The 22,731-nt window shown below is 54.7% G+C and carries 24 protein-coding genes; 12 read left to right on the plus strand and 12 right to left on the minus strand.

Annotated elements, in window-relative coordinates:
• Positions 1-1,182 carry an efflux RND transporter periplasmic adaptor subunit gene (locus ASF69_RS02250; RefSeq protein ID WP_062584908.1) on the minus strand — a complete coding sequence of 394 codons (1,182 nt, stop codon included), beginning with the start codon at positions 1,180-1,182 and terminating at the stop codon, positions 1-3.
• 526 nt (positions 1,183-1,708) lie between these two features.
• Here ASF69_RS02250 and ASF69_RS02255 point away from each other — a divergent pair.
• Positions 1,709-2,365, plus strand: a complete 657-nt coding sequence (locus ASF69_RS02255; protein ID WP_062584910.1) for a TetR family transcriptional regulator C-terminal domain-containing protein — start codon at positions 1,709-1,711, stop codon at positions 2,363-2,365.
• A 99-nt stretch (positions 2,366-2,464) separates the two neighbouring features.
• The gene (locus tag ASF69_RS02260) at positions 2,465-2,875 is read left to right on the plus strand and encodes a DUF2325 domain-containing protein (RefSeq protein WP_062584911.1); all 411 of its coding nucleotides are present in this window, start codon (positions 2,465-2,467) and stop codon (positions 2,873-2,875) included.
• A 5-nt stretch (positions 2,876-2,880) separates the two neighbouring features.
• Here the strand turns inward: ASF69_RS02260 and ASF69_RS02265 are convergent, their stop codons facing one another.
• The 3 genes from ASF69_RS02265 to ASF69_RS02275 form a co-directional block, all read right to left on the minus strand.
• Positions 2,881-3,249, minus strand: a complete 369-nt coding sequence (locus tag ASF69_RS02265; RefSeq protein WP_062584913.1) for a DUF423 domain-containing protein — start codon at positions 3,247-3,249, stop codon at positions 2,881-2,883.
• Positions 3,246-3,647 (minus strand): group II truncated hemoglobin, encoded by a 402-nt coding sequence (locus tag ASF69_RS02270; protein ID WP_062584915.1) that lies wholly within the window; start codon positions 3,645-3,647, stop codon positions 3,246-3,248. Before ASF69_RS02270 ends, ASF69_RS02265 begins: the two co-directional genes overlap by 4 nt.
• Before the next feature lie 98 nt (positions 3,648-3,745).
• Positions 3,746-5,161: a phosphomannomutase gene (locus ASF69_RS02275; protein WP_062585600.1), complete on the minus strand. Its 1,416-nt coding sequence runs from the start codon at positions 5,159-5,161 to the stop codon at positions 3,746-3,748.
• Positions 5,162-5,366: 205 nt separating this feature from the next.
• Here ASF69_RS02275 and ASF69_RS02280 point away from each other — a divergent pair, with 205 nt between their 5' ends.
• On the plus strand, positions 5,367-5,576 hold the full coding sequence (locus tag ASF69_RS02280) for a hypothetical protein (protein ID WP_062584917.1): 210 nt from the start codon (positions 5,367-5,369) through the stop codon (positions 5,574-5,576).
• On the opposite strand, the gene ASF69_RS02285 is transcribed toward ASF69_RS02280, so the two are convergent.
• Genes ASF69_RS02285 through ASF69_RS02295 form a run of 3 tightly spaced genes read right to left on the minus strand, consistent with a single transcriptional unit; the run spans position 5,549 to position 7,927 of the window.
• The gene (locus ASF69_RS02285; RefSeq protein WP_062584919.1) at positions 5,549-6,100 is read right to left on the minus strand and encodes a hypothetical protein; all 552 of its coding nucleotides are present in this window, start codon (positions 6,098-6,100) and stop codon (positions 5,549-5,551) included. The genes ASF69_RS02280 and ASF69_RS02285 overlap by 28 nt on opposite strands.
• Positions 6,101-6,105: 5 nt before the next feature.
• Positions 6,106-7,137: a cyclopropane-fatty-acyl-phospholipid synthase family protein gene (locus tag ASF69_RS02290; protein WP_062584921.1), complete on the minus strand. Its 1,032-nt coding sequence runs from the start codon at positions 7,135-7,137 to the stop codon at positions 6,106-6,108.
• A gap of 1 nt (position 7,138) precedes the next feature.
• The gene (locus tag ASF69_RS02295; RefSeq protein ID WP_062584923.1) at positions 7,139-7,927 is read right to left on the minus strand and encodes a DUF1295 domain-containing protein; all 789 of its coding nucleotides are present in this window, start codon (positions 7,925-7,927) and stop codon (positions 7,139-7,141) included.
• Between the two features lie 179 nt (positions 7,928-8,106).
• Between ASF69_RS02295 and ASF69_RS02300 the strand changes: the two genes are divergently transcribed.
• From ASF69_RS02300 to ASF69_RS02310, 3 genes are all read left to right on the plus strand, one after another.
• Positions 8,107-8,478, plus strand: coding sequence for a DUF2147 domain-containing protein (locus ASF69_RS02300; protein WP_112964269.1), 372 nt, complete (start codon positions 8,107-8,109; stop codon positions 8,476-8,478).
• A gap of 21 nt (positions 8,479-8,499) precedes the next feature.
• Positions 8,500-8,916 (plus strand): DUF2177 family protein, encoded by a 417-nt coding sequence (locus ASF69_RS02305; RefSeq protein ID WP_062584925.1) that lies wholly within the window; start codon positions 8,500-8,502, stop codon positions 8,914-8,916.
• A 166-nt stretch (positions 8,917-9,082) separates the two neighbouring features.
• On the plus strand, positions 9,083-10,024 hold the full coding sequence (locus tag ASF69_RS02310) for an alpha/beta hydrolase (protein ID WP_244475367.1): 942 nt from the start codon (positions 9,083-9,085) through the stop codon (positions 10,022-10,024).
• A gap of 52 nt (positions 10,025-10,076) precedes the next feature.
• Here the strand turns inward: ASF69_RS02310 and ASF69_RS02315 are convergent, their stop codons facing one another.
• Positions 10,077-10,862: a DUF4394 domain-containing protein gene (locus ASF69_RS02315; protein ID WP_062584927.1), complete on the minus strand. Its 786-nt coding sequence runs from the start codon at positions 10,860-10,862 to the stop codon at positions 10,077-10,079.
• A 192-nt stretch (positions 10,863-11,054) separates the two neighbouring features.
• Here ASF69_RS02315 and ASF69_RS02320 point away from each other — a divergent pair, with 192 nt between their 5' ends.
• Together ASF69_RS02320 and ASF69_RS02325 are read left to right on the plus strand one after the other, a co-directional pair.
• Positions 11,055-11,606 (plus strand): sigma-70 family RNA polymerase sigma factor, encoded by a 552-nt coding sequence (locus ASF69_RS02320; RefSeq protein WP_062585606.1) that lies wholly within the window; start codon positions 11,055-11,057, stop codon positions 11,604-11,606.
• Positions 11,603-12,313 (plus strand): anti-sigma factor, encoded by a 711-nt coding sequence (locus ASF69_RS02325; protein ID WP_062584929.1) that lies wholly within the window; start codon positions 11,603-11,605, stop codon positions 12,311-12,313. The genes ASF69_RS02320 and ASF69_RS02325 overlap by 4 nt, the downstream gene beginning before the upstream one ends.
• Before the next feature lie 95 nt (positions 12,314-12,408).
• On the opposite strand, the gene ASF69_RS23720 is transcribed toward ASF69_RS02325, so the two are convergent.
• From ASF69_RS23720 to ASF69_RS02340, 3 genes are all read right to left on the minus strand, one after another.
• Positions 12,409-14,508: a methyl-accepting chemotaxis protein gene (locus tag ASF69_RS23720; protein WP_082469618.1), complete on the minus strand. Its 2,100-nt coding sequence runs from the start codon at positions 14,506-14,508 to the stop codon at positions 12,409-12,411.
• Between the two features lie 829 nt (positions 14,509-15,337).
• Complete coding sequence (locus tag ASF69_RS02335) at positions 15,338-16,294, minus strand: DUF4435 domain-containing protein (RefSeq protein WP_062584933.1); 957 nt, start codon at positions 16,292-16,294, stop codon at positions 15,338-15,340.
• A 2-nt stretch (positions 16,295-16,296) separates the two neighbouring features.
• Positions 16,297-17,679, minus strand: coding sequence for an AAA family ATPase (locus ASF69_RS02340; RefSeq protein WP_062584935.1), 1,383 nt, complete (start codon positions 17,677-17,679; stop codon positions 16,297-16,299).
• Positions 17,680-17,920: 241 nt separating this feature from the next.
• On the opposite strand from ASF69_RS02340, the gene ASF69_RS02345 reads away from it, so the two are divergent.
• The gene (locus ASF69_RS02345; protein ID WP_244475368.1) at positions 17,921-18,694 is read left to right on the plus strand and encodes a Cthe_2314 family HEPN domain-containing protein; all 774 of its coding nucleotides are present in this window, start codon (positions 17,921-17,923) and stop codon (positions 18,692-18,694) included.
• 60 nt (positions 18,695-18,754) lie between these two features.
• On the opposite strand, the gene ASF69_RS02350 is transcribed toward ASF69_RS02345, so the two are convergent.
• A complete protein-coding gene (locus ASF69_RS02350; RefSeq protein ID WP_062584939.1) occupies positions 18,755-20,059 on the minus strand; it encodes a hypothetical protein in 1,305 nt (434 codons plus the stop codon).
• A gap of 234 nt (positions 20,060-20,293) precedes the next feature.
• Here ASF69_RS02350 and ASF69_RS02355 point away from each other — a divergent pair, with 234 nt between their 5' ends.
• From ASF69_RS02355 to ASF69_RS02365, 3 genes are all read left to right on the plus strand, one after another.
• Positions 20,294-21,124: an ABC transporter permease gene (locus ASF69_RS02355; protein ID WP_162238060.1), complete on the plus strand. Its 831-nt coding sequence runs from the start codon at positions 20,294-20,296 to the stop codon at positions 21,122-21,124.
• A 168-nt stretch (positions 21,125-21,292) separates the two neighbouring features.
• Positions 21,293-21,862, plus strand: coding sequence for a site-specific integrase (locus ASF69_RS02360; RefSeq protein ID WP_062584942.1), 570 nt, complete (start codon positions 21,293-21,295; stop codon positions 21,860-21,862).
• Between the two features lie 8 nt (positions 21,863-21,870).
• Entirely contained in the window at positions 21,871-22,707 is an 837-nt protein-coding gene (locus ASF69_RS02365) for a hypothetical protein (protein WP_062584944.1), read from the plus strand.
• The last annotated feature ends 24 nt before the right edge of the window (positions 22,708-22,731 follow it).

The following is a 22,731-nucleotide window of genomic DNA, read 5'->3' on the forward strand; positions in this document are numbered from 1 at the left end:
TCAGTTCGAGGCTGCGGCATCAGCCGGCACCGGGTTGATCTTGTCACCATCGCGCACAAAGGCGCCTGCTTTTTCAACGACCATATCGCCAGCAGCCAGACCGGTCCTGATTTCGACAAAGCCGCTGTCCTGAATGCCGATTTCGACGGCCACCTGCTTTACCACGCCATTTTCCACACGCCGCGCGGTGGAACCTTCTCGCCCGGAGGTGACAGCCGAGAGCGGCAGGGCCAAGGCGTTGGTGGAGGCGATAACGATTTCCGCGCTGCCATACATGCCTGCGCGGGCCGGACTATCCGTTGGCAGAAGAATATGGACGGAGCCGAGGCGGCTGGTGGCATCCACCGTTGGCGAAACGAGGCGCACCTTTCCTTCGATCTTCCTGTTGCCGCCGGCAACGGAAATCACCGCTTTCTGCCCGGCTTCGACTTTCTGGATATCGGTTTCGGAAAGGTCGGCAACGAGCTCGATTGCGTTGTCCTTGATGACGGTGAACAAGGGGTTTCCTGCACCGCTGGCAATGGCACCGACACGCGCATTCTTGGCGGATACAACACCGGCAACGGGCGTCTTGACGCTGGTGCGTGACAGCTTGAGATCGATATCGTCGATCTGGGCATCCACGACCTTGATATCGGCTTCACCCACCGTCACCGCCTGTCTGGCTGCGTCGAGACGCGCGCGCGCCACATCTGCGGCCGCCGCAGTCTGTTCCACCTGAGAGACGGAGCCGGAACCGGATTGGCCGAGCCGCTGTGCCCTGTCGCGCTGGCGCACGGCATCATCATAGTTTGCCTGCGCCTCTATGACCTGAGCCTTGCTCTGGGCAACGCCCGCCTGCGCCTTGGCGCGGTTGGCCTCGAGCTGGCTTTTTTGCAGGATGAGACTGTCCTTCGACAGTTCTGCAAGTGAGGCACCTGCCTCAACCCTGTCGCCGATATCCACATTCAATTTGTCCACCGACAGGCCATCGACAAGCGGCTGGACATAGATTTCATCGACGGGCTTGAGGGTGCCGGTTGCAATGACGCGATCGACGAGATCCCGTTTCGTCGCCTCGCTGACCACGATGGAAGGCAGATTGCTGCGATCTGCGCCACCTTGCGCGCTCGCAATTTCGGGCATGAAGAGAGCCGAGACCATCAGCATCGAAAAGCGGGCGGCGGTTGTTCTGGCAAGCATGTATCTGTCCGTTCAAGGTCGGATCGCACGTCCATCGTGCACATTGGTGCTGCAGAAGGCCAGGCGACAATGGATGCAAACTGGAGTGACACGCGTGATCTTCCTCGAAGGCTTGCTTTCTTCCGCCTGACGGTCAGACGTGCAGCGCTTTCGATGAAGAGGCCAGATCAACTCTCTCAAGCAGGAATGTAATTCGTCGCAAGGGGTAATTCAATCCGTCTAGCTCATGCAGCGCATATACATTTTTGAATATTGCTTAACTTCCATATAAGTGCATCCGCAAGGGTTTACATGGCAGTCGCGTCCGTGGACTGCGGCTGTTTGCGCAGCCTCAAGCGCCCGTCTTTGCGACCTCAGAGATCGCGCCTTATTTGACCGACTGGTCAACATTGCGGACGAAGGCTTTGGAGCCTAAAAGAAATGGGGATATTTGATGTGCAAAGCGGTATCTGGCGATACGGCGCTTATTATCAATTATTCTTGGTTCAGATCGTCCCAGCAGAATTTAAACCTACAGAGATTTTCCATGCCCATACCCAGAGCGGCGAAGACCCAGAAGCGGACGCGCATACAGGAAGAGAAGGAAGAGGCGATCCTGGAAGCGGCGCTTGATGTCTTCTCGGCTCACGGCTTTCGTGGCACGACCATCGATCAGATCGCCGAGGTTGTGGGAATGTCGAAGCCCAACGTTCTCTATTACTTCCGAACCAAGGAAGCGATGCACAGGGCATTGATCGAGCGTGTGCTGTACACCTGGCTGGACCCGCTGCGGGCCTTCGACGCTGACGGTGACCCGGAGAGCGAAATCCGCTCCTATATCCGGCGCAAGCTTGAAATGGCCCGGGATTATCCGCGCGAAAGCCGTCTGTTCGCCAATGAAATCCTCCAGGGGGCGCCGCATGTCGAGGATGAGTTGAAGGGGCCTTTGAAGGAACTGGTGGATGAAAAGGCGGGCGTGATCCGCAGTTGGGCGAAATCTGGCCGGATGGCGCCTTGCGATCCCTATCACCTGATTTTCTCGATATGGGCGACGACTCAGCACTATGCGGATTTCGATGTTCAGGTGCGGGCCGTGCTGGGCGACAATGCCGGAGAAGGCCGTTTTGAGGATGCCGCCCGCTTTCTGGAACAGCTCTTCATGGGCGGACTGGGGATATTTTCCCCGCAATCCAAAAAAACATGACGATTACGTTCAACTTTATACTTTACTCGAAAACTCATCTTTACTATCGTGTGCCCGACCTGATTGCACAGGTGGCAGAATTCAATGGTAAGGTGAGGCATGGCACGGAAAGAGAAGAAGAAGGCGGATCGTAACGGCAAGCGGGACAATCGCCCGCAGCAGGAAGAGCAAACCCCTTCTGCACCGGCACCTTCCGGCCCAAGAAGCTTTCTCTATGTCGGTGGGCGTGACTGTCAGGTTGCGCATCTTCGACAGATTGCCAGCAGCTTCGATGCGGAGCTTATCCATCACGATGGCGGATTGCGCGAGGCTGTTTCGCGGATCGACACGCTGCTTCCGTCGGTCGACTGCGTGTTCTGCCCCATCGACTGTATCAGCCATGATGCGTGTTTGCGGGTAAAGTCCGGATGCAAGAAGTTCGGCAAGACCTTCATTCCGCTGCGCAATGGCAGCAAGTCCAGTCTGGAACGTGCCCTTCAGACCATGAATGAGCGCAACGGCGCCAATTGAGGTGTTCAGGCGCGGGCCGGTTTGAAAAAGGCGGCAAGCGCCAGAGCCATCCATCCGGCAATCATGCCAAAACCGCCTATTGGCGCGGCCATCGGAAACAGGCCCACACCGGCGAAATGGCGTGAGACCAGGTCGGCTGCAAAAAGTGCGGTGCCGAGGCCCAGAAGAATGGCAGCGGGTGTTGCGGTCCTGATCTGCTCCCAGCCGATGTGAAGACCGAGAAGGACCGGTGCGTGGGCCAGGCACATTGCCGATGCGTTGCCAAGCAATTGTGTTGCACCCGTGTGCGTTGCCGCCGCAGCAAGCGCGACACCTGCGGCGCCAAGCAGGCCGGCAAGAAACAGGCTCGTCGGCCGCAGCCATTGTCTGCTCATGATGTGGTCTCTTCCTGATTTTGCATGTGCAGCGCCAGACGTTCTATCGGCGTCCAGATGATGTCGCGCAGTTTGGGGTTCTCGATGGTCTCATCCATGGCGCGCCGAAAGCAGAGCAGCCATTCTTCCCGCTCCACGGTACCGATGGGGGCCACGAAATGCCGTCTGCGCAGCATGGGGTGTCCGTATTTTTCGGCATAGACCGGCGGGCCGCCGAGGTAGCCCAGCAGGTAATCGGTAAACTTGCTCTCGCTGTTTGAAAGATCGGGTGGGTGGATCGCCCGGCAGTGCGATGCTTCGGGCAACGTGTCCATCAGCTCGTAGAACCGCTTCGACAATGCACGAACCGTCTGCTCGCCGCCGATTGCCTCATAAAGTGTAATGGTTTCGCCCGACACGTCTAGTCTCCGTTTGCCCCAGCTTTGCCGCCTCAGCGAAAAAAGCGCAACAGCAAACGCAGGGTGCGGCAAATTGCTTCGCCGCATCCGGCATCACATCAGCCGAAGTTGCGGATCATATCCAGACCCTGTCGCAACAGGGCGTCGGCGTCATCCTGATTGGCCGCTTCGACATAGCAACGCATCTCCGGCGCGTTGCCGGATGGGCGGAAGTGGATGGTGTTGCCGTTGGTCAGCGTCACGCGAAGCCCGTCTATATCGCTGGTTTCCTTCACATCCCCCACGGGACGAAGGAACGTTTCAAGGTTGGTGCTGGACGCGCGAAGATGCTCCATCAGGGCAGCGCTCTTCTCCTGGGCGAAATCCTGCAGACGATCTGCGGCGGCGACGGGAAGCCGGTAGGCTGCCGCAATCTGCGACAACGGCTGTTGCTGATCGGCAGCAAGCTTCAGCACCGCCAAAAGCGGCAGGAAGCAGTCACGTGTCGGCAGCGGGGACACCGTCTTGCCATTAAGCGTGAAGGCCGAGGCCGTCAGGAAACCGCCATTGGCTTCAAAGCCGATGACTCTTTCCTTGCCCTTCGAGAGAGCCTCCTGCATCCCGGCGATGACAAAGGGCGACCCAACCCTGGTGCGCAAAACCTCGAAGTCGCCATTGCCTTCAATGCCTGAATTGGAGGTGACGGGTGTGACGACAACATCGGCTTTGAGAAAATTGGCAGTGATGAGACCCAGGAGGTCGCCGCGAAGTGGAGCGCCGTGCTCATCCGCCAGCAATGGCCTGTCTCCATCGCCATCGGCTGAGATAATCGCATCCAGCTTATGCTCTGCGGACCATGACTTGAGTTTCTCCAACGTATCGGCGGAAACGGCTTCAGTATCGACAGGGATGAAGGTCTCGGACCTGCCGAGTGGGACGACCTCAGCACCGTAATGTTTCAAGACATCAACAAACGCATCCCGGGCGACCGTGCTGTGCTGATAGACGCCAATTTTCAAACCGGAAAGCGAACCTGCTGGTAAGAGAGCCGAAGTGCGCTCGAAAAACAGCGCGTTTGCCTGTTCTGCTCCGCTTTCCGCATCGCCCGGCTGGTCGGGCATATCGGCGCCTTCGAGGCCCTTGGCCAACTCGCCAATTGCAATTTCATCCTGCTTGTCGATTTCGCCATCCGGCCTGTAAAACTTGATCCCGTTGCGATCCGCCGGAATATGCGAGCCCGTAATCATCAGGGCACCGGCATTCAGGGACATGCTGTAGAGCGCCAGGGCAGGTGTCGGCAGCGCGCCGCAATCAACCGGCTTCAGACCGGCGGCGTGCAGTGCGCCAATGCAAGTGCGTGCGATGGCGGGGCTCGAATCCCTGAAATCTTGCCCGATCAAAACAGGATCACCAGCTTTTGCCTGTCCGGAAGCCAGAAGATGTTTTGCGAAGGCTGTTGCGTAAACTGCGGACGCCCTGCCTTTGAGATCTTCCGAAAGGCCGCGAAGGCCGCTTGTTCCAAACTTCAGGCTCATATCGATTGCTTCCTTATTCTGGTCTTGCATGGGCTTTTTTGTCGAAATTTTTTAATATAACGCCAAAAGCGCAGCATTGATCCCGCCCGCGGCCTTACCAGGTGGTAGCCGACAGCTCGGAAAGGATCAAGTTTTGACAGGAAGCGACCACTCACCCTATATCGGCCCGGCGTCGAGAGGGTCGGCGTCAAGGAAAGGTTCTGGAATGGAAACGGTATCGATCGACAATCGTGGCGACTTTGGCCTGTGGGCAATCGAACGCGCCAAGGCGATCATCGCCGCAGAAGGCTCCGACCTTGCCATCGCTTCCCGCGAGGGAAACGAGGAAGAGATCAGAAGCGCAGCAAACAGCCTCGGCGCTGCAATCTCTGCGGCCTTGCTCGAGGTTTATGACGGCCTAGTTCCCGAAGAATGATCCTGCCGATTGAGGCCTGCATAGCGCAAGGCGATGAAGGCCGTAAGGCACGCCACGGCAAAGGCATTGATGTTCAGCAGCTTTGTAAGGTCTTCCGCATTCCATAGATGCAAGGCGTCGCCCAGGAGATAGCGGGTGAACAGGAAGCCGACAAAGACGAAGCCGGTCATGCCGATCTGCCACAGTCTTTCATGCGCGCGGAATGAGACAGCCACCAGCATGATGCAGGCGCAGAAGAAAAGCTCGGTTCCTGAAGCGGTGCCGAAAAGCTTGGTTTCGAACACCGTGTCGATCGTGCCGATCACAGGGAGGGATATCCTTGCGGCAAGCGAAGACCTTTTCGCGATCAAAGGTATGGCCAGGAAGAACAGCATCGAGATGATGCTGATCGACGCTGCCGCCACCCCGCTCCCGACAAACCACCATATCGTCAATGGATAAAATGGCTTGTTGGCGATGATGACCCAGGCGATCGTCAGGGTCGCCGCTGTCAGAGGATCGTGTGCTGCCGCTTTCGTTTCCATCGCGCTTACGCTTGAACCGGAGCGAGCAGATAGTGGCCAACGCCCCAAACCGCACCCTTGTCATGACCGAACAGGCCTGCGGTTGCGAGGAAGAACAGCCGCCAGCGCCGCCTCCACAGATTAGCATCCTTGCCATAGACCTGCTGTAGAATGGGAGTAATGCGCGCCTCCTCCCTGTCGAAATTGGCGAGCCAGTCCATGGCGGTGCGCCGGTAGTGGTCGCCCGACCAGCGCCATTCCGCCTCGACATTGTAGATGTCCTCGAAGCGGTGGGGCAGGTCCAGCGCAGGCATGATGCCGCCGGTGAAGAAATGATGGGCAATCCAGTCGGCGGGGTTGTTCTGGTCGAAGCGGTAGGAGCGGTCCTTGTGATTGAAAACGTGGATGAACAATTTGCCATCCTGCTTCAGCCAGCCGCGTGTTCGCTCAAACAGTGCTCGCCAGTTGGACATGTGCTCGAACATTTCAACGGAAACGATGCGGTCATAGGTGCCGTCAGGCGCAAAATCATTCATGTCGGCGGTAACGACGGTCAGGTTGGTGATGTCGTTGCGCGCGGCCTGCGCAAGAATATAGGCGCGCTGTGATGAGGAGTTCGAGACAGAGGTGATACGCGCATTGGGGAATTGACGCGCGAGGTAGAGCGACAGCGAACCCCAGCCGCAACCCAGTTCCAGAATATCCATCCCATCCTGCACATCGGCATGTTTTACCGTTTCCGCCAGAGCGGCTGTCTCGGCATCGGCAAGTGTGGTGGTTGCGCTTGGGTAGAAGCAGGATGAGTATTTTCGTTGCGGACCCAGCACTAGCGCAAAGAACTCCGCAGGCACTTCATAGTGCTGTCGGTTGGCCTCATCGGTATGCGTCGCCACGGGGAACGTCGCCATATCGCGGGCGAAGTTCAACTCCTCATCGAAGGGCACTTTCTCCAGCCTGCGCTTAGTCCGGTTGCACAGGAAATTTATGCCGGTCAGGGTCAGAGCGTCGGAAAGCGGCGCCTTTTCGGCGGCATTGATCGCAAAAGCCAGCATGTTCATCTTATGCCTCCTCTTTTCTAGGTCCGGGGAAAAACGCATTCACACGCCGCTGGAGCGAGCGGAATTTTTCGCCGCGTGACCGCATCATATGTTCTTCAAGGGGTGGAATCCCTGACGCGTGCACCAACAGCCAGTACATCAGCGCGGGTGCCAGCAGGGAGGCCCAGCTCCATGCAGAGGGGCCGGTCAGAGCAAGCAGAGGCCAGGCGCACCAGAAAAGCCATTCGAAGAAGTAATTGGGGTGGCGCGAATATCGCCACAGGCCTTCCTCGCACACTTCCGTCTTCGCCTCCGGCTTCTTGCGAAAGGCTGCAAGCTGGCGGTCCGAGAGGGCTTCTCCGCCCAGTGCAATCAGGGCAACAAGAATGCCGACAATATCGAGCGCAGTGGGGAATTCTGCCGTGTTGGAAGCGGCAACATAAACCGCCAGGACCAGTACGAAGCCGCACAAGGCCTGAATCTGGAGGAAAACGAACAGGCGCACACTTGCCTTGCTGCCCCAGTCTTCTACCAGCTTGGCGTAACGGGGATCTTCCCCACCGCCTTTGGTGCGCGAACCGATATGGCTGCCCAGCCGGATTGCCCATATGGCGACGATCAGGAAAGCGGCAACCCGCCGCTCGAAAGCTCCTTCAGCGAAGAAAATAGCGACAAGGCCGCCAATTCCGATGGCGAAGGACCAGATGGTGTCGATCCAGCCGCTGGCGCCGGTTTTTCTCTGGACGGCCCAGGCAAACGTCATTGCAAGACTGAGGCCGACTGCCACCAGCGCAAGTAACCCATAATTCATCGCAAGCATTTCCACCCTCGAGACATTGCAACATGTGATGGAGTACGGCGCGGGCCATGAAACGGTTTCCTGCCTGCGAAAAAAAACTGGAGGGACGATTATTTGTGATCCGTTGAAACCTTTGGGTCGTTCTAGTCTTCAATGCCCGTGAGCAAGAATTTCCACCGGAGGAGATGACCATGAATACAGCATTGAAATACGCTTTATGCATTGCAGTATTGTCTGGCGGTGCCGCATCCGCAGCCGACATCAACGGCCAGTGGGCGCGGGGCGATGGCAACGCAAAGGTTCAGATTGCCCCATGCGGCTCGGACATCTGCGCCACCAATACCTGGATCAAGCCGGGCACCCCGAAGGAAAAGACCGGCGACCGTCTGGTCATGAGCATAAAGCCGACCTCTGACGGGCAATATTCCGGTACCGCGTTCGATCCACAGCGGGATCTGACCTACAAACTGTCCGTTTCCGTCAACGGCGACACCATGACGACGAAGGGCTGCGTTCTGGCAGGAATATTGTGCAAGGGCGTCAACTGGTCGCGTATCAACTGAATCAAATAGACTGGACCTGACATGAAAAAACGTGCTGTCGCCTACATCTCGACACTTATCGTGTTTGTCGCCATAGATTTCGTATGGCTGAGCGTCATGGCAGACGTTCTTTACCGACCGGCACTGGGCGACATGCTCGCAAAAGACTTCAGGCCAGTACCCGCAGTCCTGTTCTACCTCATCTTTGCAGCCGGGCTGACCTTCTTTGCCGTCCGCCCGGGCCTGGTGACGGCCAAGTACGGCACATCCTTTATCTACGGCGCCTTCATGGGCTTTGTTGCCTATGCGACCTATGACCTGACAAACCAGGCAACGCTTGCAAGCTGGTCGACAACGTTGACGGTTGCGGATCTGATCTGGGGCTCACTCCTGTCAGCGGTTTCCGCATGTGCCGGCCACTGGATCACCGAAAAATTTGGCGGGCGTCTTGCGCGTTGATGCCCTCAAACCTCGCCGTCCAGATCTTATACCACAGTATCTGATGTTCCCGTTCCGGCCCTTGCGTGGCAAGGGCCTTTCGTTGCAGAAATCCAGGATTGTCATGGCATCCCATATCATTGCCGTCTTCAGCGTTTGTTTCGGAATCCTATTGGCAGGGAGTGCCATGGCCTCGCAGAAAGATGAATCCCCCAGGGCTTCAGGGGAGGCGAGGGTAGATGTGGGCGGCTATTCGCTCAACAGCGTATTGTTGCCTGCGCCCAAGGGCGCGGCACTTCCACCCGTCGTTTTCATCCACGGCGCGAGCACCAGCCTCTATGACCCCATGTATGCGTTTTGCGAAAAGCTGGAAGGCAAGGCGACACTGCTTTTCGTTGATCGTCCAGGACACGGCCGATCTGACATAGGGCCCAAAGCGAATGTGCTGCCGGATGCACAGGCAGACGCCATCGCAACGCTCATGAAAAAGCGCGGCATTCGCAAGGCAATCATTGTCGGCCATTCCTTTGGCGGCGCCATCACAGCAGCCTTTGCAGTGCGCCATCCGGACATGGTCGAGGGACTGGTCTTCCTTTCGCCTGCGCTCTATCCATGGCCCGGCGGCGTTTCATGGTATTATGACGCAGCCCGCGTACCCGTGGCCGGTCTGCTTTTCAGCGCCATCATTGCGCCAGCGGCAGGGGCCATCGCAATCGATGGGGCAGTGAAATCCGTCTTTGCGCCAAATCCCCGCCCTGCCGATTACATTGCAAAAACCAAGGCATACCAGGCGCTGCGGCCCGTCGCTTTCCGCCATAATGCCCAGGAAGTGGGTGGGCTGAATGCCTGGGCAAAGACCGCCTCAGGCGAGTTTCGCCACATCAAGGCGCCGACCGTGATCATTGCCGGAGATGCCGACGAGGTTGTTTCCACCGAAATTCATTCCCGTCATCTGGCGCGCGACATACGAGGTGCCGAGTTGATCGTCGTCCATAATCTGGGACACAAGTCCGATTACGTTGCGAGCGATCTGGCGATCGCGGCAATGGAAAAGATCGCGGGGAAAAAGCGCAACTTGAAAGCCATTGCAAAAACGCTGGAAGCCAAGATTGCCAATGACGGCAAGTGATGAGGAGCAGGCCGGTTGATCGGCAACCGGCCTGTGTTTGCTTCAAGACATCTTACATCGACAGCACGGCGATCGAACGGATCGGGTTTTCAGTCCCGGTTATTTCGCCTGCGCTGGTCGCCTTGCCCGTTTCAAGATTGACTGTGTAGAGCATCTTGCCGGCGGCCAGCCATGCCGTGTTCTTGCCATCGGCTGTGGTCTGGATATCGAAGGCATAGGTGGCTGGCTTGCCTTCGATGCCAAGCTTGCCAATGGACTTCAACGTGCCGTCGTTTGGCTTGGTCTGCTGCACCAATGCGCCGGTGGTCGCGTCGATGTTGTACATCGCGGTCTTTTCAGGCTTGCCATAGGAATTGGTATAGGCGGCGGCAACGACATTCGGCGTTTCGCCCTTGTGCATGTCTCCGTCTTCATAGGCCAGCGTACCATCGACCGTCACAGCGCCCGTGTCTGGGTGAACGCGGTGATTGGTGGTGCCTGTCATGTAGCGCAGGCGGTCTGCCATGGGGTTGAAATCAACGATGACGGGCGCCTGCGTCATGGTCAGCGGCTTGTCCATTTTGGCAACTTCCGTTGCCGCGCCGGTCTCCAGATTGATGGAAACAATGGTGTTGTCAGGTGTCACGCCGACAACTGTCTTGTTGCCGGGGCGAAAATCAATGCCGACCAGCTTGTCAACGCCGGTCACATCCATGCTCTTCGTCACGGCTGGCTTTTCGGTATCGAACATGACGAGTGTCTTGTCGCCGGTCAGTCCCAGAACCGGTGCTGCTGCGGCATAGGTTGCGGTTGCGGCAAGCAGGGCAGAAGCAATCGATGCTGTGCGAATGATAGTCATATCTTTCTCCCGTGTTGATCTCGTTTTCCAAGAGGCGGCCAGCAATGGCTGTTCAACGCTCTCAAGAGGTAGACACACGGGGTGGGGCGTTTGGATGCAGCCTGCCAAATTTTTTTTGATTTGCATCCATCGCATGTTTTCCAGTGTATGACGTTATGAATATAAGCAGCGGGAGAGACGCCTTTGGACGTCGTGCAGACACAAGCGGATGATTTTGGCGCGGCGCTTCGCGCCTGTGCGAAAGGTGATCGAAACGGCTTGCGGCTGATTTTCGACAAGGAGGCGGGGCGGCTCATTGCGGTGGCGCAACGCATTGTCCGCCGGCGCGATCTTGCTGAAGAGGTGGTGCAGGAAGCGTTCATCCGCATTTGGAAGAATGCCCATCAATATGCACCGGACCGTGGCTCGGCACGCGGCTGGATCTACGCCATCGTTCGCAACCGGGCGCTCAACATGCTGCGGGATGGCAAGCGTGAGGATCTTGTGACGGGTGACCATCTGGAGGCATTGCAGGAAGCGCAGCATGTGGAGCACATCATGGCGTCCTGGCACAGGCTTGATCAGGACAGCAAGCTGCGCGACTGCCTGTCGACGCTGGATGAAACCAGACGCAAAGGCATTCTCATGGCCTATGTCGGCGGCTATACCCATGGCGAAATCGCCGGACGGCTTAAAATCCCACTTGGCACGACGAAGTCCTGGATAAGGCGCGGCCTTTCATCGTTGCGGGAGTGCATGGCATGACGCTGATGACGCAAGATATCGCCCGCATCGCCGACGAATATGTTCTAGGCCTCCTCGACGACGACGAGATGTCGCGTGTCGAGCAGCAACTCGATGAGAATACCGCCCTTCGATCGGCCATTGCGGCCAGCCGCGAGCGGTTCCTGCCCCTCGATATCTCCATCGAGGAGGAAGTACCCAGCGCAAGCCTCTGGACCCGCATCAATGCGGAGCTGGAGAGCACGCCGTCGAGGGCGCAGGGCAAGCGAGACCCCCGGCCAGCGTCAAACGATAACCATCTGTCCTTCTGGAAACGCACGGCTGCCGCGTCATTGGCGGCTTCGCTGTTGTTTGCCGTGGGTCTCGGATGGTCGCTGACGAGGCAGGTCGATCCCGTGGTCGTCGCGATCTTGCTCAACGATGCCGGTCAGCCTCAGGCTGTTGTCGAAGACTTCAGCGACCGGGAGGCCACGATCAGACTGCTCGCGGATTTTGCGGTGCCTGAAGGCAAGACCTTGCAGGTCTGGACCTTGCCCAACCGGGACATGGGCCCGATTTCGCTCGGCCTCCTCGACAACAGACGCTCCGCCAGATTGGCAACGCCAGCACTACCGGCCCCGAAAAACGATCAGCTTTATGAGATTACCCTCGAACAGGCGGGCGGATCTCCAACCGGCAGACCGACAGGACCAATACTGGTCAAGGGATTTGGCCGGATTCCATTGTGAGACGGCTTTTAGCAAACAAGGTCGCCTGAAAGCAGAAAGCCCCGGGATCGAAACCCCGGGGCAAGTTCAGTTCAGGTTACGAATGCTGCGGATACTCAGGCTGCCCGGTTCGAAAAGGACGATGAAACCCGGTTCATGAGCTGACGTGCATGGGATTTCTTACCGTCTGCGCGACCATGGATTTCGGCATCCGTTTCGAATTTTCCGACAAGCATGAACAAGGCTTCCGCTTCCTGGGCAAGCGAATGGCTTGCGGCGGTAGACTCCTCGACCATGGCTGCATTCTGTTGGGTTCCCTGATCCATCTGGGCAACCGCCTGGTTGATTTCCTTGATACCCGTGGACTGCTCGCGCGACGCCTCTACGATGGACAGGACGTTGACGCTGATTTCCTTGACCTGCTCGACGATTTGTCCAAGGGCTGTGCCCGTTTCCCCAACAAGGCCCACACCGTTTTTGACGTGTTCGCCAGACTTTGCGATGAGTGTCTTGATATCCTTTGCTGCGCTCGCCGACCTTTGGGCAAGCTCGCGAACCTCTTGCGCTACCACCGCAAAGCCCTTGCCGGCATCGCCCGCCCTCGCTGCTTCAACACCGGCGTTCAGTGCAAGCAGGTTGGTCTGGAACGCGATCTCGTCAATCACGCCGATAATGGTCGATATTTCGTTCGACGATGCCTCGATGGCATTCATCGCATTGATGGCGTTGCTCACCACCATGCCGGAATGTTCCGCGTTCTTGCGTGTCGCAGTCACCAGGTGGCCGGCTTCCTCGGCACGGCGGCTGGTGTCGGCAACAGTCGTGGTGATCTGCTCAAGCGCGGCGGCTGTTTCCTCAACGGATGCCGCCTGTTGCTCGGTGCGTTTGGCAAGGTCGTCTGCCGCAGCCCGGATCTGCTTGGATCCGGCGGAGATGGCTTGCGCATTGCCGCTGACATCGACAATGGCCCCTTCCAGCCGCTCGATAGCGCCATTGAAGTCGACGCGGATCTTATCGAGCCGTGCTGCGAATGCCTCGTCGATGCGATAGTTCAACTTGCCGTTCGCCATTGCTCCAAGGCCCAGCGCAAGCGTATCGACTGCGAACTGCACCTCTGAGGCTTCTTCCGCCTGGCGCTTCTGCTGTGCCAGACGCTCGCGCTCGGACATCGAGCGGTTTGCCTCGGCTTCGGCTTCAAGGCGGATGCGGTCCCGGGCATTTTCTCGGAAGACGGCAACGCACTTGACCATGTCGCCAATTTCACTGCGATCGGGTACCGCATCCAGCTGTGCGTCGGCGTTGCCGTTCGCAAGTTCGCGCATTGTCTGGACGATGCGCGTTACCGGGCGCGTGATGGAGCGGGTAACGATCGTCGCCAGAATTGCAACGACAAACAGCACACCAAGCGAGATGAGAATGGAAACCAGCAATTCTTTCTGCTGTGTCGCTGCTGAGGCGGACGCATATTCCTCGAGCTCAAGCCCGGTCTGATCTTCTACCGTCTTGAGGGCGTTGATGCGATTGGTGGAAGCCTTGTACCAGTCCTCTGCCGAAACGCTGGCAATATCTCCGCCAAACGGACTTTTAAGTGCAACCTCACGCTGGCGTTCAACCAGTTTTCCGGCGTCGCTCGTCAGAGCAGCCTGCAAAGCGGCGCGTCCGTCTGCGCCCGCATAGCTGTTGAAGTCTGCGAAATAGACGTTCTGCATGGCGCCAAATTTGATGAATTGCTGATAGCTCTCGGCCTGAAACCTGCCAGAAGCAAAAGCCGCCGTGCCAGCCGTACGCTCCTGGCCCGCACGTTCCTTGCCCTGCAGCAAAGCGGAATAGGCGACAATCCGGTTTGAGATATTGCTGTCGGTCGTCAGCGAACTCATGGACTCGATCAATTTGATGATGCTGCCAATCGTATCCGCGAAATAGGCAGCAAGCTCTGGTACAGTCGCTTTGAGCGCCGTCACATCGTCGCGCATGGTCTTGAGCCGATCAAGTTTCCCCTCCGCAACAAGCGCAAGTTCCTTGAGGGCAGGCCCTCCGACATTGTCGCTGGAGGTGAGATGAAGAGCCTTGAACTTTGCGATGGCTGCGTCTGCGGCAAGTCTCTGCTTTTCCAGAAGCGGACCAAATTCGCCGATGCCTTTTGCACCTACAAAGCCTGCAGATGCGCCTCGCTCCTTCTGAATTTCATGAATGGTGGCGCCAATAACGGGCGCCATGGATGCTATCTCCGAAACAGACTTGGCGGCTGAAGCATTTCCCAGACGCAGTATACTATCTTGAACAGCAGCACCAACAAGCGCAATCGCAGGGATTGCGGCAACAAGGACAACGCGAGTGCTTATCTTTAGATTACCAAAAATGCTCACTTAGACCTCTATTTCTGGCGGGAGCAAAAATTTCTGCATTCGGCCAAATGGGGATGAAGGATAACAGTTTTGATAAATAACAATTATTGATGTTTAGTTATTTTGCATACAAAATCATCGCACTTGCTGAATTAGTGATCATTTATTTTCTCGCGCGCTAAATTCTGGAAGGAAATGAGACTTGGCATCGTCGCTCCGGCGTCGTCGCCACGGGAACTTTCTTACCTCACCAAAGAAAAACATCCTTCGGCAGCATCGCGTGCCAATTTTTTAGCTGACGCTCAAGGGCCGTATATCGAGCGAGGGTGACCTGAGTACCAAGGACACTTGATATTGGGGGGGGAATGGCGCACCCGACAGGATTCGAACCTGTGACCTTTGGAATCGGATTGGAAGACTTTAGTTGTAAGTATATGATTTTCAATGGCTAGATTTTGCAGTGCGCTAAGAATGCGCTAAGCCGTTGCATTGTCGCAAGAGCTTCAGATGTGCGATCCCCTTCAGTCTGCTTTTTTTTAGACTCCTCGCAAGGTTTTCGTCTGATGCGAAGTGAGGAAAGGCATTCGATTAATCAAAAGACAGATTTTCAATTGGCGAAGGATGCCGCTAAGCTTCCATATTCTAAAGCGGCAGTCCTAGTTGCATTTAGCAAGAGCTGATTTAAAGCTCTAATGCCGCTTCAGGCACGGACCGAAGCGAAATGCGCTTTCCTTTGATCAATAAAGGATACTAAGTTTGGAGGTGTATCTGCGTAAGGTGATAGTTCAGCAATTATTTCCTTCTTCGACAATCTTGCGGAACATTTCCTTTTTGCTTTAAACGGGGCCTCCGATTTTTGAGCTCGTTCAGCGAGCCATTGCAAGAATAAAACTAGAAGCTCGGCTTCTTGTTTTCCTCGAAAATGTAATTGAGTGTTTCGTGTAGAGAACCAGTTGGCCGCTGCCTCGATCTCTTCGGAGGTTACTGGTTTTCGATCAGGTGCCAACGTGTTAAGAGTTGCCAAGTCGTAGATCGACCTCGCCGTGGCAGTTTCAAAATGCAACTCAATGAAGTCCTTCAGGGAGAACTTATCTAAATCCAATTTTCCGTTTCGAGAGCTATGTCGCTGCGCCCAGGCCCAATAATTAAACAGGGCCACTTCTTTATGGACGTTCGCCTGTAAAATGATGAATGCTTCGATAATTTCGTTCACTGAAGTCTCGTCATCCTCAGTATGCACGGCATCTGCAAAAAATAGTGACCGCACTGCTGCCGACGTGGCCGCAGCAGTAGTGTAATAGTTCTCAATTGAGTATCCATTCGTTACAAACGCGTCTCTGTACTGGATTTGGACAAGATCATCCTCATAATCCCTGTCCAGAAAAAGAAAATATTGAAGACGGACCAGAGAGGAATTCGCGCGAATAGCATCCGCCAAGTTTTTGACGTTTATCTTTCCGTCGCAATTTTTAAATTCGATTTTGTTGCCTGAGTTAGGTATATTTCCGTTAATCCGGGGGCGATAATACGGAGCGTCTTTCCCTTCAACAAGAAAAAAGAACAGATCTTCATCCCTTTTGAATTCTCTGATTATCCCCTGCAAAATTACGGCATATGACTTTCGGTTCCGACGAAGGGTTTCTGGCGTGATCGACATTATTATTCCACAAAACTCTTGACTGGCCTGAAGCGGACGTCCAATGCCCTTGCAAAGGGGTCAAGATCATTCTCAAAAACGAACGGTGAATGAGTTGCCGCGACTAAGAGCCTGCATCTTTCAGAGGCCGCCACATCTACAAGAATTTTCCTTTGCCACTCAACAGAAAGAGACAACTCGGGTTCATCAAATATTACCGCGTATGAACCAGCGTCGCCCAGATATAGCTCTGCCATCACTCCGAGAATTTGTTTCTCTCCGGAAGAAAGATGTTCAAGATCGATCCTGTCGCCGGTTATTTCTTCGAACAAGCCGAGCGTTGCATTCAGACTGTCGTATCGCATTTTTTTGTTGATTAGATAACCATTGCAGACGCTCGCATACCTCAACAGCGCCTTATCAAGCTCGCGGACTTGATCATATTCCTCGATTAAACGAGAGAGGAAGAACGACAAATGCCTGTTTTCCAACAGTGACCCGCTATCCATCGCGTCTAATATCAAGTCGCGCTGGTGGGAAGTAACGTTCTCGCCCACTCTTGCGAGCACGAGCTCCACGCTTCCACGATCCGTCAACCTGTCGATCATTTCGCTCGTTAGGCCCCGATCTTCCGCCAACTGGCCAAGCATCTGCCCACTGATCTGTCCATATGACATGATCGAATGATCGCGAATTTGGCTTGTTACTCGATCGATCTTTTTTTTAACGTCACTCATACCGAAGTGAATGTTGATACCGTCGTCGTCGTTGTCATCGTCCTCATCAATATCCTGCTGCATGTCTTGCTCAACACGTCTATAAGTAGGTAAATATAGCACTGACGCGTTTAGATTATTTTCAAGGTGCGATCGCAGCTGTAATATTGGTGAGTTTTCCATTTGATCTACAAGGTCTGGCTCACCGTCAGGGCTATAATCAAATCTTATCAATCTGTCGTAGAAAACTTTACTTGGCACCCTCAGACGTCGTGCTACCGAAGTGAACAAAGTTTCTTCTCGCAAATGTGTGTAGGGTAAATGCCTAACTTGTTTCGCCAACTGAAAAATTTCGCTTGGCGTAATATTTCCCCTATGAAGCCATGAACGAAGCATTGAAGCATTTCTGCTTTTTTCGAAATCGGCAGGTCCGAAAGCGACTGGCTCAAGACCGCTGAATTTGACCTCAATCCGCTCGTATTCAAATTTACTGATTTGGCTGAACTGCTTGCGTAGAATCAGTTGGAGAATGAAGAGCGCGGTTGTCTTACCCGATCCGTTGTCTGCAATAAATATCGTGGTTCGGCCGGCGAATTGCAGGAAAACATCTTGTTTTTTGTGCAAACCATAGATGGCCAAATAGTCCACTACCCCATCGAATTCATTTGCACTGTGAGATTGGTCAATCATAAATTCGCTCTACTCGCACGTTTAGACAGGCTCGAACTCTCGCGCAAATAGGTTTAACTTGCGTTTACGAAGGCTGTCACCACACATTCGGACAGGTACATTGAGCTTGAGGAAATGCACACATTGTGACATTTCATGCTGTCGAGTTGACGGTTAAACCGAAAAGCAAACTTTCCTACGGATCTACGACTCTGAATTACCTTTGAGATTTGGCAGACTGGAACTATTGGAGACTAAGCGCGTGGCCGCCCGGTACCTCAAGCGATACATTCTGTCGTCGGACAATCACGAGTTTGTTGGACGCATATACGATCTTTCGATCGTGTCCTTGCACTTCGATAGTTACGAAGAGCTGTCGAAACACCCAGACTGTAAATATGCCTATGACGTTTACTACGTTCTGTCGATGCTTACGCGACGGGTCGAATCTTTGAACATGGTCGGCGGAATGATATGGCCGACGAAAATGCCGAAGAACTTCAAGGAATTCCCTGTCTCCCGCTACGAGTGGTTAACCATATCGGCTGATGTTTTTCTGGCGCGCTATATTTCGGTGATGGACTGCGCGACAATCTTGGTCAACGAGGTCATGGAATGCGGGCTTTCGTCTCAAGCGTGCACGCTGCAAAACCTTAAAAAGCAGCCTGTCCCGAAATCTGTCCTAAGACATCTTGAGAAAATGATCGAGGATCAAGGACTGTTGCGGAAGGAACGAAACCGTAGGTTCCATCATGGGCATGAACGAGAATTTAGTTCTGATGACGAGATGTTCCGAATCGGAGCACTGTTCGAACATCGTTACAACGGCGCGCGCGGGCCGAATGGTCGTGCGCTACCCGTTGAAAGGCTCTTCCGTGAGGGTCTCGTTGAACTCCAAAAAGAGTTCAACCGCGTAATGAGGAAGGTCGTGAAGCAACTCAATGGCCTTTACGACATGCTTTATTCAGAGTTTGAGAACCGGTTTTCACCAAGATTTAGAGCAGGCGCGTTCGCCCGAAAGAGCGCGCGCGCCTAAGTACTCTTTAATGCCACCGAAAAAATCACGCAGGAAACAGCAAAGTGGAAGAAAGCATAGCTAAGCCTTGAGGAACAACACTATCACATCTGCCAGACTGTCCCACATCGACATGAGATGTTCCGGCGATGGCGCAAAGTTAGGCGAGTGGACGTATCTGTTTAGTGTGTCCGCAGAGATCAGCTTGTCGCCTTGTTTGAATTTGCGAATCACGTCCATCTGCTTGCCGTCGATTTTGCCTGCTGCCAGAAGATGTAGCCCCGCTTTTTCAAGTCGGGCCGCGAGCTTGTCGTTGTCGTGGACTGAGACGCCGGCCTCTCTTACGTAGTTCTCTAGAGCGAGTTCGATAAGAACGCGCAGCAGCACAGAAACTGCGTTAGCGTGCTTTCTCAGATCAAGATGAAACTGCAGCTCTTCCCAAATCTGATGATGACGTTGAAGGCGGCCAGGCCAGTTGAAGACGAAATCCTTGTGCGGAATTAGCGTCGTACGGACTGTCGGGGTGGCCTTAGCGGTCGGCTTCAGTTTAGTTGTCTTTGACGAGACCTTCGCATCGTCATCTGTTTCAAGGGCGTGGGTCGGGCCGGGAAGAACGCCTTCGCTTTCTAGCTTGTTAAGATATCGCTCTTTTCCGTCTACGTCCCAGATATGGCCTAGAACGACTTCGCGGCTAGCGAGATCGCTCGCGATTCTGGCGAGCGCGTTAATGGATATCGCCTTGTCATGTGTGAAGTTAAATCGGCCGCCCTTCATGCTGATGCCGACTCGTGCGCGGAACGATTCTGCCGAAAGCAGGCGGTTAAGTGTGGAACGAGGAATCTTTTTGCGAGATGGCAAAAGGTGGGCATCGGCTAAGCACTTCTCAATCTCGTCAGCGACGCTGGGTCCGCTTCCCTTGCCAGTTCGCGCGACAAAGGTCGCCTTCATTCGGTCGTCCCACGTACTCTGGCCAACACCGTTCTGGGTGCCGGTATGCCGCCGGTAAAGAATCTCGTCGATTCTGTCCCGATCGGCTTCAACTTGACATTGGAAACTGTCGGGGAATGAATCGTTCCAACGGGTTCGCTGCTCCCGAAAAAAAGCCTGCAATTCAATCGTTGGAGCACGACGTGGATCATCGAGCAGCTTTAGACAAGTGACCCTGCGGTTGCCGTCGAAAACGATGAACTTATTGGCATTGGGCGAAACAAGTGGAAACTCGTAGATCTCGCCCCGATCGACGATATCCTTTGCAAGGTTAAGCATGTGCTGCTCTCGCTCCTTGAAGAGCCAAGCGATAGCAGCAGTCTCGTTTTCGAGCTCACCGTGTCGGTCGTTGGCACGATTAACCTCAAGCGAACTGAGTGGAAGATTTTTGATTGCCATTGTACCCCCCCCAAACACAACATTACTAGTTTAGGTTGATTTGGCAATGGCTGCTATAAATCCGCTTTCATTTATATAGGCACTTGCTTGCTTCTATGAGTTGATGGCAACGGTACGCAAAGATTTAAAGCTAACAAGGCACACATTTTGTGACATTTTGCGTCTTTGAATCGCAAGGTTTACGATATCTTCACGCAGTATGGGTTCCGAATGGTGCGATAATCGGGTATTATAGTGAAAACCAATCATCTCGTATTTGGCTCTACAGTTTGGTCCGTATCTAACTACCTACGCCGCTTTATCGCTGCCATCGCTGGAATAGCCGTGGTGGTGGGTTCATGGTCAGGAATTGTACTACTAGCGCAAATCCCCCCTTACATACTGCCCAATCCAAAGTCCGTGGTTGAAGCAATCGTAAATGACTGGTCAGTATTGGGGCCTGCGCTATGGGTCACCACCCAAACAACGCTGTTTGGCTTGTTCCTAGCTGTCGTAGGGGGAGTATGCGTAGCTGTTCTCACCGCGCAATCCCGCCTGCTCGAAATGCTCATTGCCCCGATCACGGTTATTCTTCAAGTGACGCCGATAGTCGCGGTAGCTCCGCTGATTCTTATTTACGCGCCTAATCCGCAGATCGCTCAGCTACAGTGTGCGTTTTTGGTGACGTTTTTCCCGATAATGGTGAATACGCTACAAGGTCTTAAGAGCGTTGACCGTGATTTGGCAGATACGGTAAGTGTTTACACGGCCTCCAAGTGGAAAATGCTGGTGCTCCTGCAGGTGCCCTCTGCTCTTCCTAGCTTTTTTGCTGGATTGAAGATTGGCGGTGGACTGGCGCTTGTGGGAGCAGTGGTCGCTGAATTCACGGTTGGGACGGCTGGAGAAAATGCTGGTCTCGCGTTCCGCTTGCTTGAGGCCCAGCAAAAGCTGAAAACACCACGACTTTTCGCCGCAGTAATGCTCCTTGCTTTACTTGGAGCCTCAATCTTTCTTCTGATATCGGTTTTGGATCGCATTGTTCTACGTCATTGGTATGCCAGCAGGGCATCAAAAGCTGTGAGATGAGCGGAAATGAAAACCTAACAAAATACGCATTTTCTTAGGTTCTGGCTCTCTTGAACACTAACCTGCTGCGCCCGTAGAGCAATTTCCTCCGCAAAATCTCTGCTCGCCCTTCCGTGTCATCGGCAACATAACGAATGGCATGGAAACGCCGCTTTTCATGAGGTTTAGGTGAAGCAAGCTCGGGTTTTAACGGAACCAGAATTTAAACGGGTGCTGGCTGTAGTCGCACAGATGAAACATGCCGGGCGCAATAGGCTGACGTTGATGCTCTCCCATCTCGCTGGCTTGCGTGTAGGTGAGATTGCGGCGTTAACCACGCGCGATGTCTTCGACGGTGAATCTAAGGTTCGGGAGCAATTGCGGCTTCGGGCTGAAATCACCAAAGGCGGCCATGCTCGGACGGTCTTTTTGAATGAACGCCTGCGCCACGAGATCGAGCGTTTCAGCATGGATCGGCCCGAAAACGGGGATGCTGACGCGCCGTTGCTCCTTACACAGAAACGTACGCCATTTTCTGCAAACACGCTCTGCCAGTTGATGGGACAGATTTACAAGCTGGCCGGGCTTGAGGGGGCGACCTCGCATAGCGGTCGCCGCTGGTTCATCACCCGGCTTGCGCATTCCGGGGTCAGTCCGAAGGTCATCATGACGCTCGCCGGTCACCGGAATCTCACCACCACTCAACGCTATATCGATGTGCGGGACGACATGATGAAAGCCGCCGTCGATTTGCTGTGAGGTGAAGCATGCTTCATCTGATTGTTTTCGCTCTGGTCGTTCTTTCCACCTGGGCAGGCGGCGGCTCGTTCTCTCACATGTTCGGCTCGTTCTATATCGTGATCCTCCTGGCGTTAGCTGCCAGCGGCGTCGTTGCAATCCGCGTGACCGCGTGGGCGGGTCTCGGCGAATATTCATGGCTGATGGTCGTCGGGCTCATTGGGCTTTCCTATGTTCTCGGAACCACCTTCCGTTTTTGGGCGCTTGATCTGCCTACGTACAAGCTCACTGAAAACGTGCCGATCAGCGTAGAGATATCGCGCAACAACGGTCAGGTGACCGGCGCCGTCCGCATCACGAATGTAGGCAAAGACCCAATGATCTCCGCTAATATAGCTTGCCGCATCTTTCACGATAACGGAGAGCCGGTCGTCAAGCTGCTCAGCGGCGGGTTTGGACGGCTGGCGCAGCTTGATACGGGATACGGCAAGACGACACTTGTGGCGACACCCACCGATTTCAAACGCTACCGCAGCGATCCGAACCTCATGGAATGCTGGCCGAAAGACGCAACGTTCGTCGCGCCATTGCCATTCAAGCTTGAGCTGCGCTTCAAACGGAACGTCAAGGACAGCAGGACTGATTTTTACGTGACCAACCGCGATCAGTTTCCGTTAAAGAACATTCAGTTCAATTGTATCAACGACCGTGATGAACCCATGAAGGTCGAGGCCTATCCGGCTTATCAGCCGAACAAGTTCGCCAACACCATCATAGATGTGGGGAAGACTGTAAAATTCGTCTCAGACAGCGCGATTTGGAAGTTTCGAAGCTGCCGTGTGTCCAACGCAGCAAATGCTAACTGAGCTTACCGGGAACGAAAAGTTTGC

The sequence above is a fragment of the Rhizobium sp. Leaf311 genome (assembly GCF_001423445.1).
In the GTDB taxonomy this organism is placed as follows: Bacteria; Pseudomonadota; Alphaproteobacteria; order Rhizobiales; family Rhizobiaceae; genus Agrobacterium.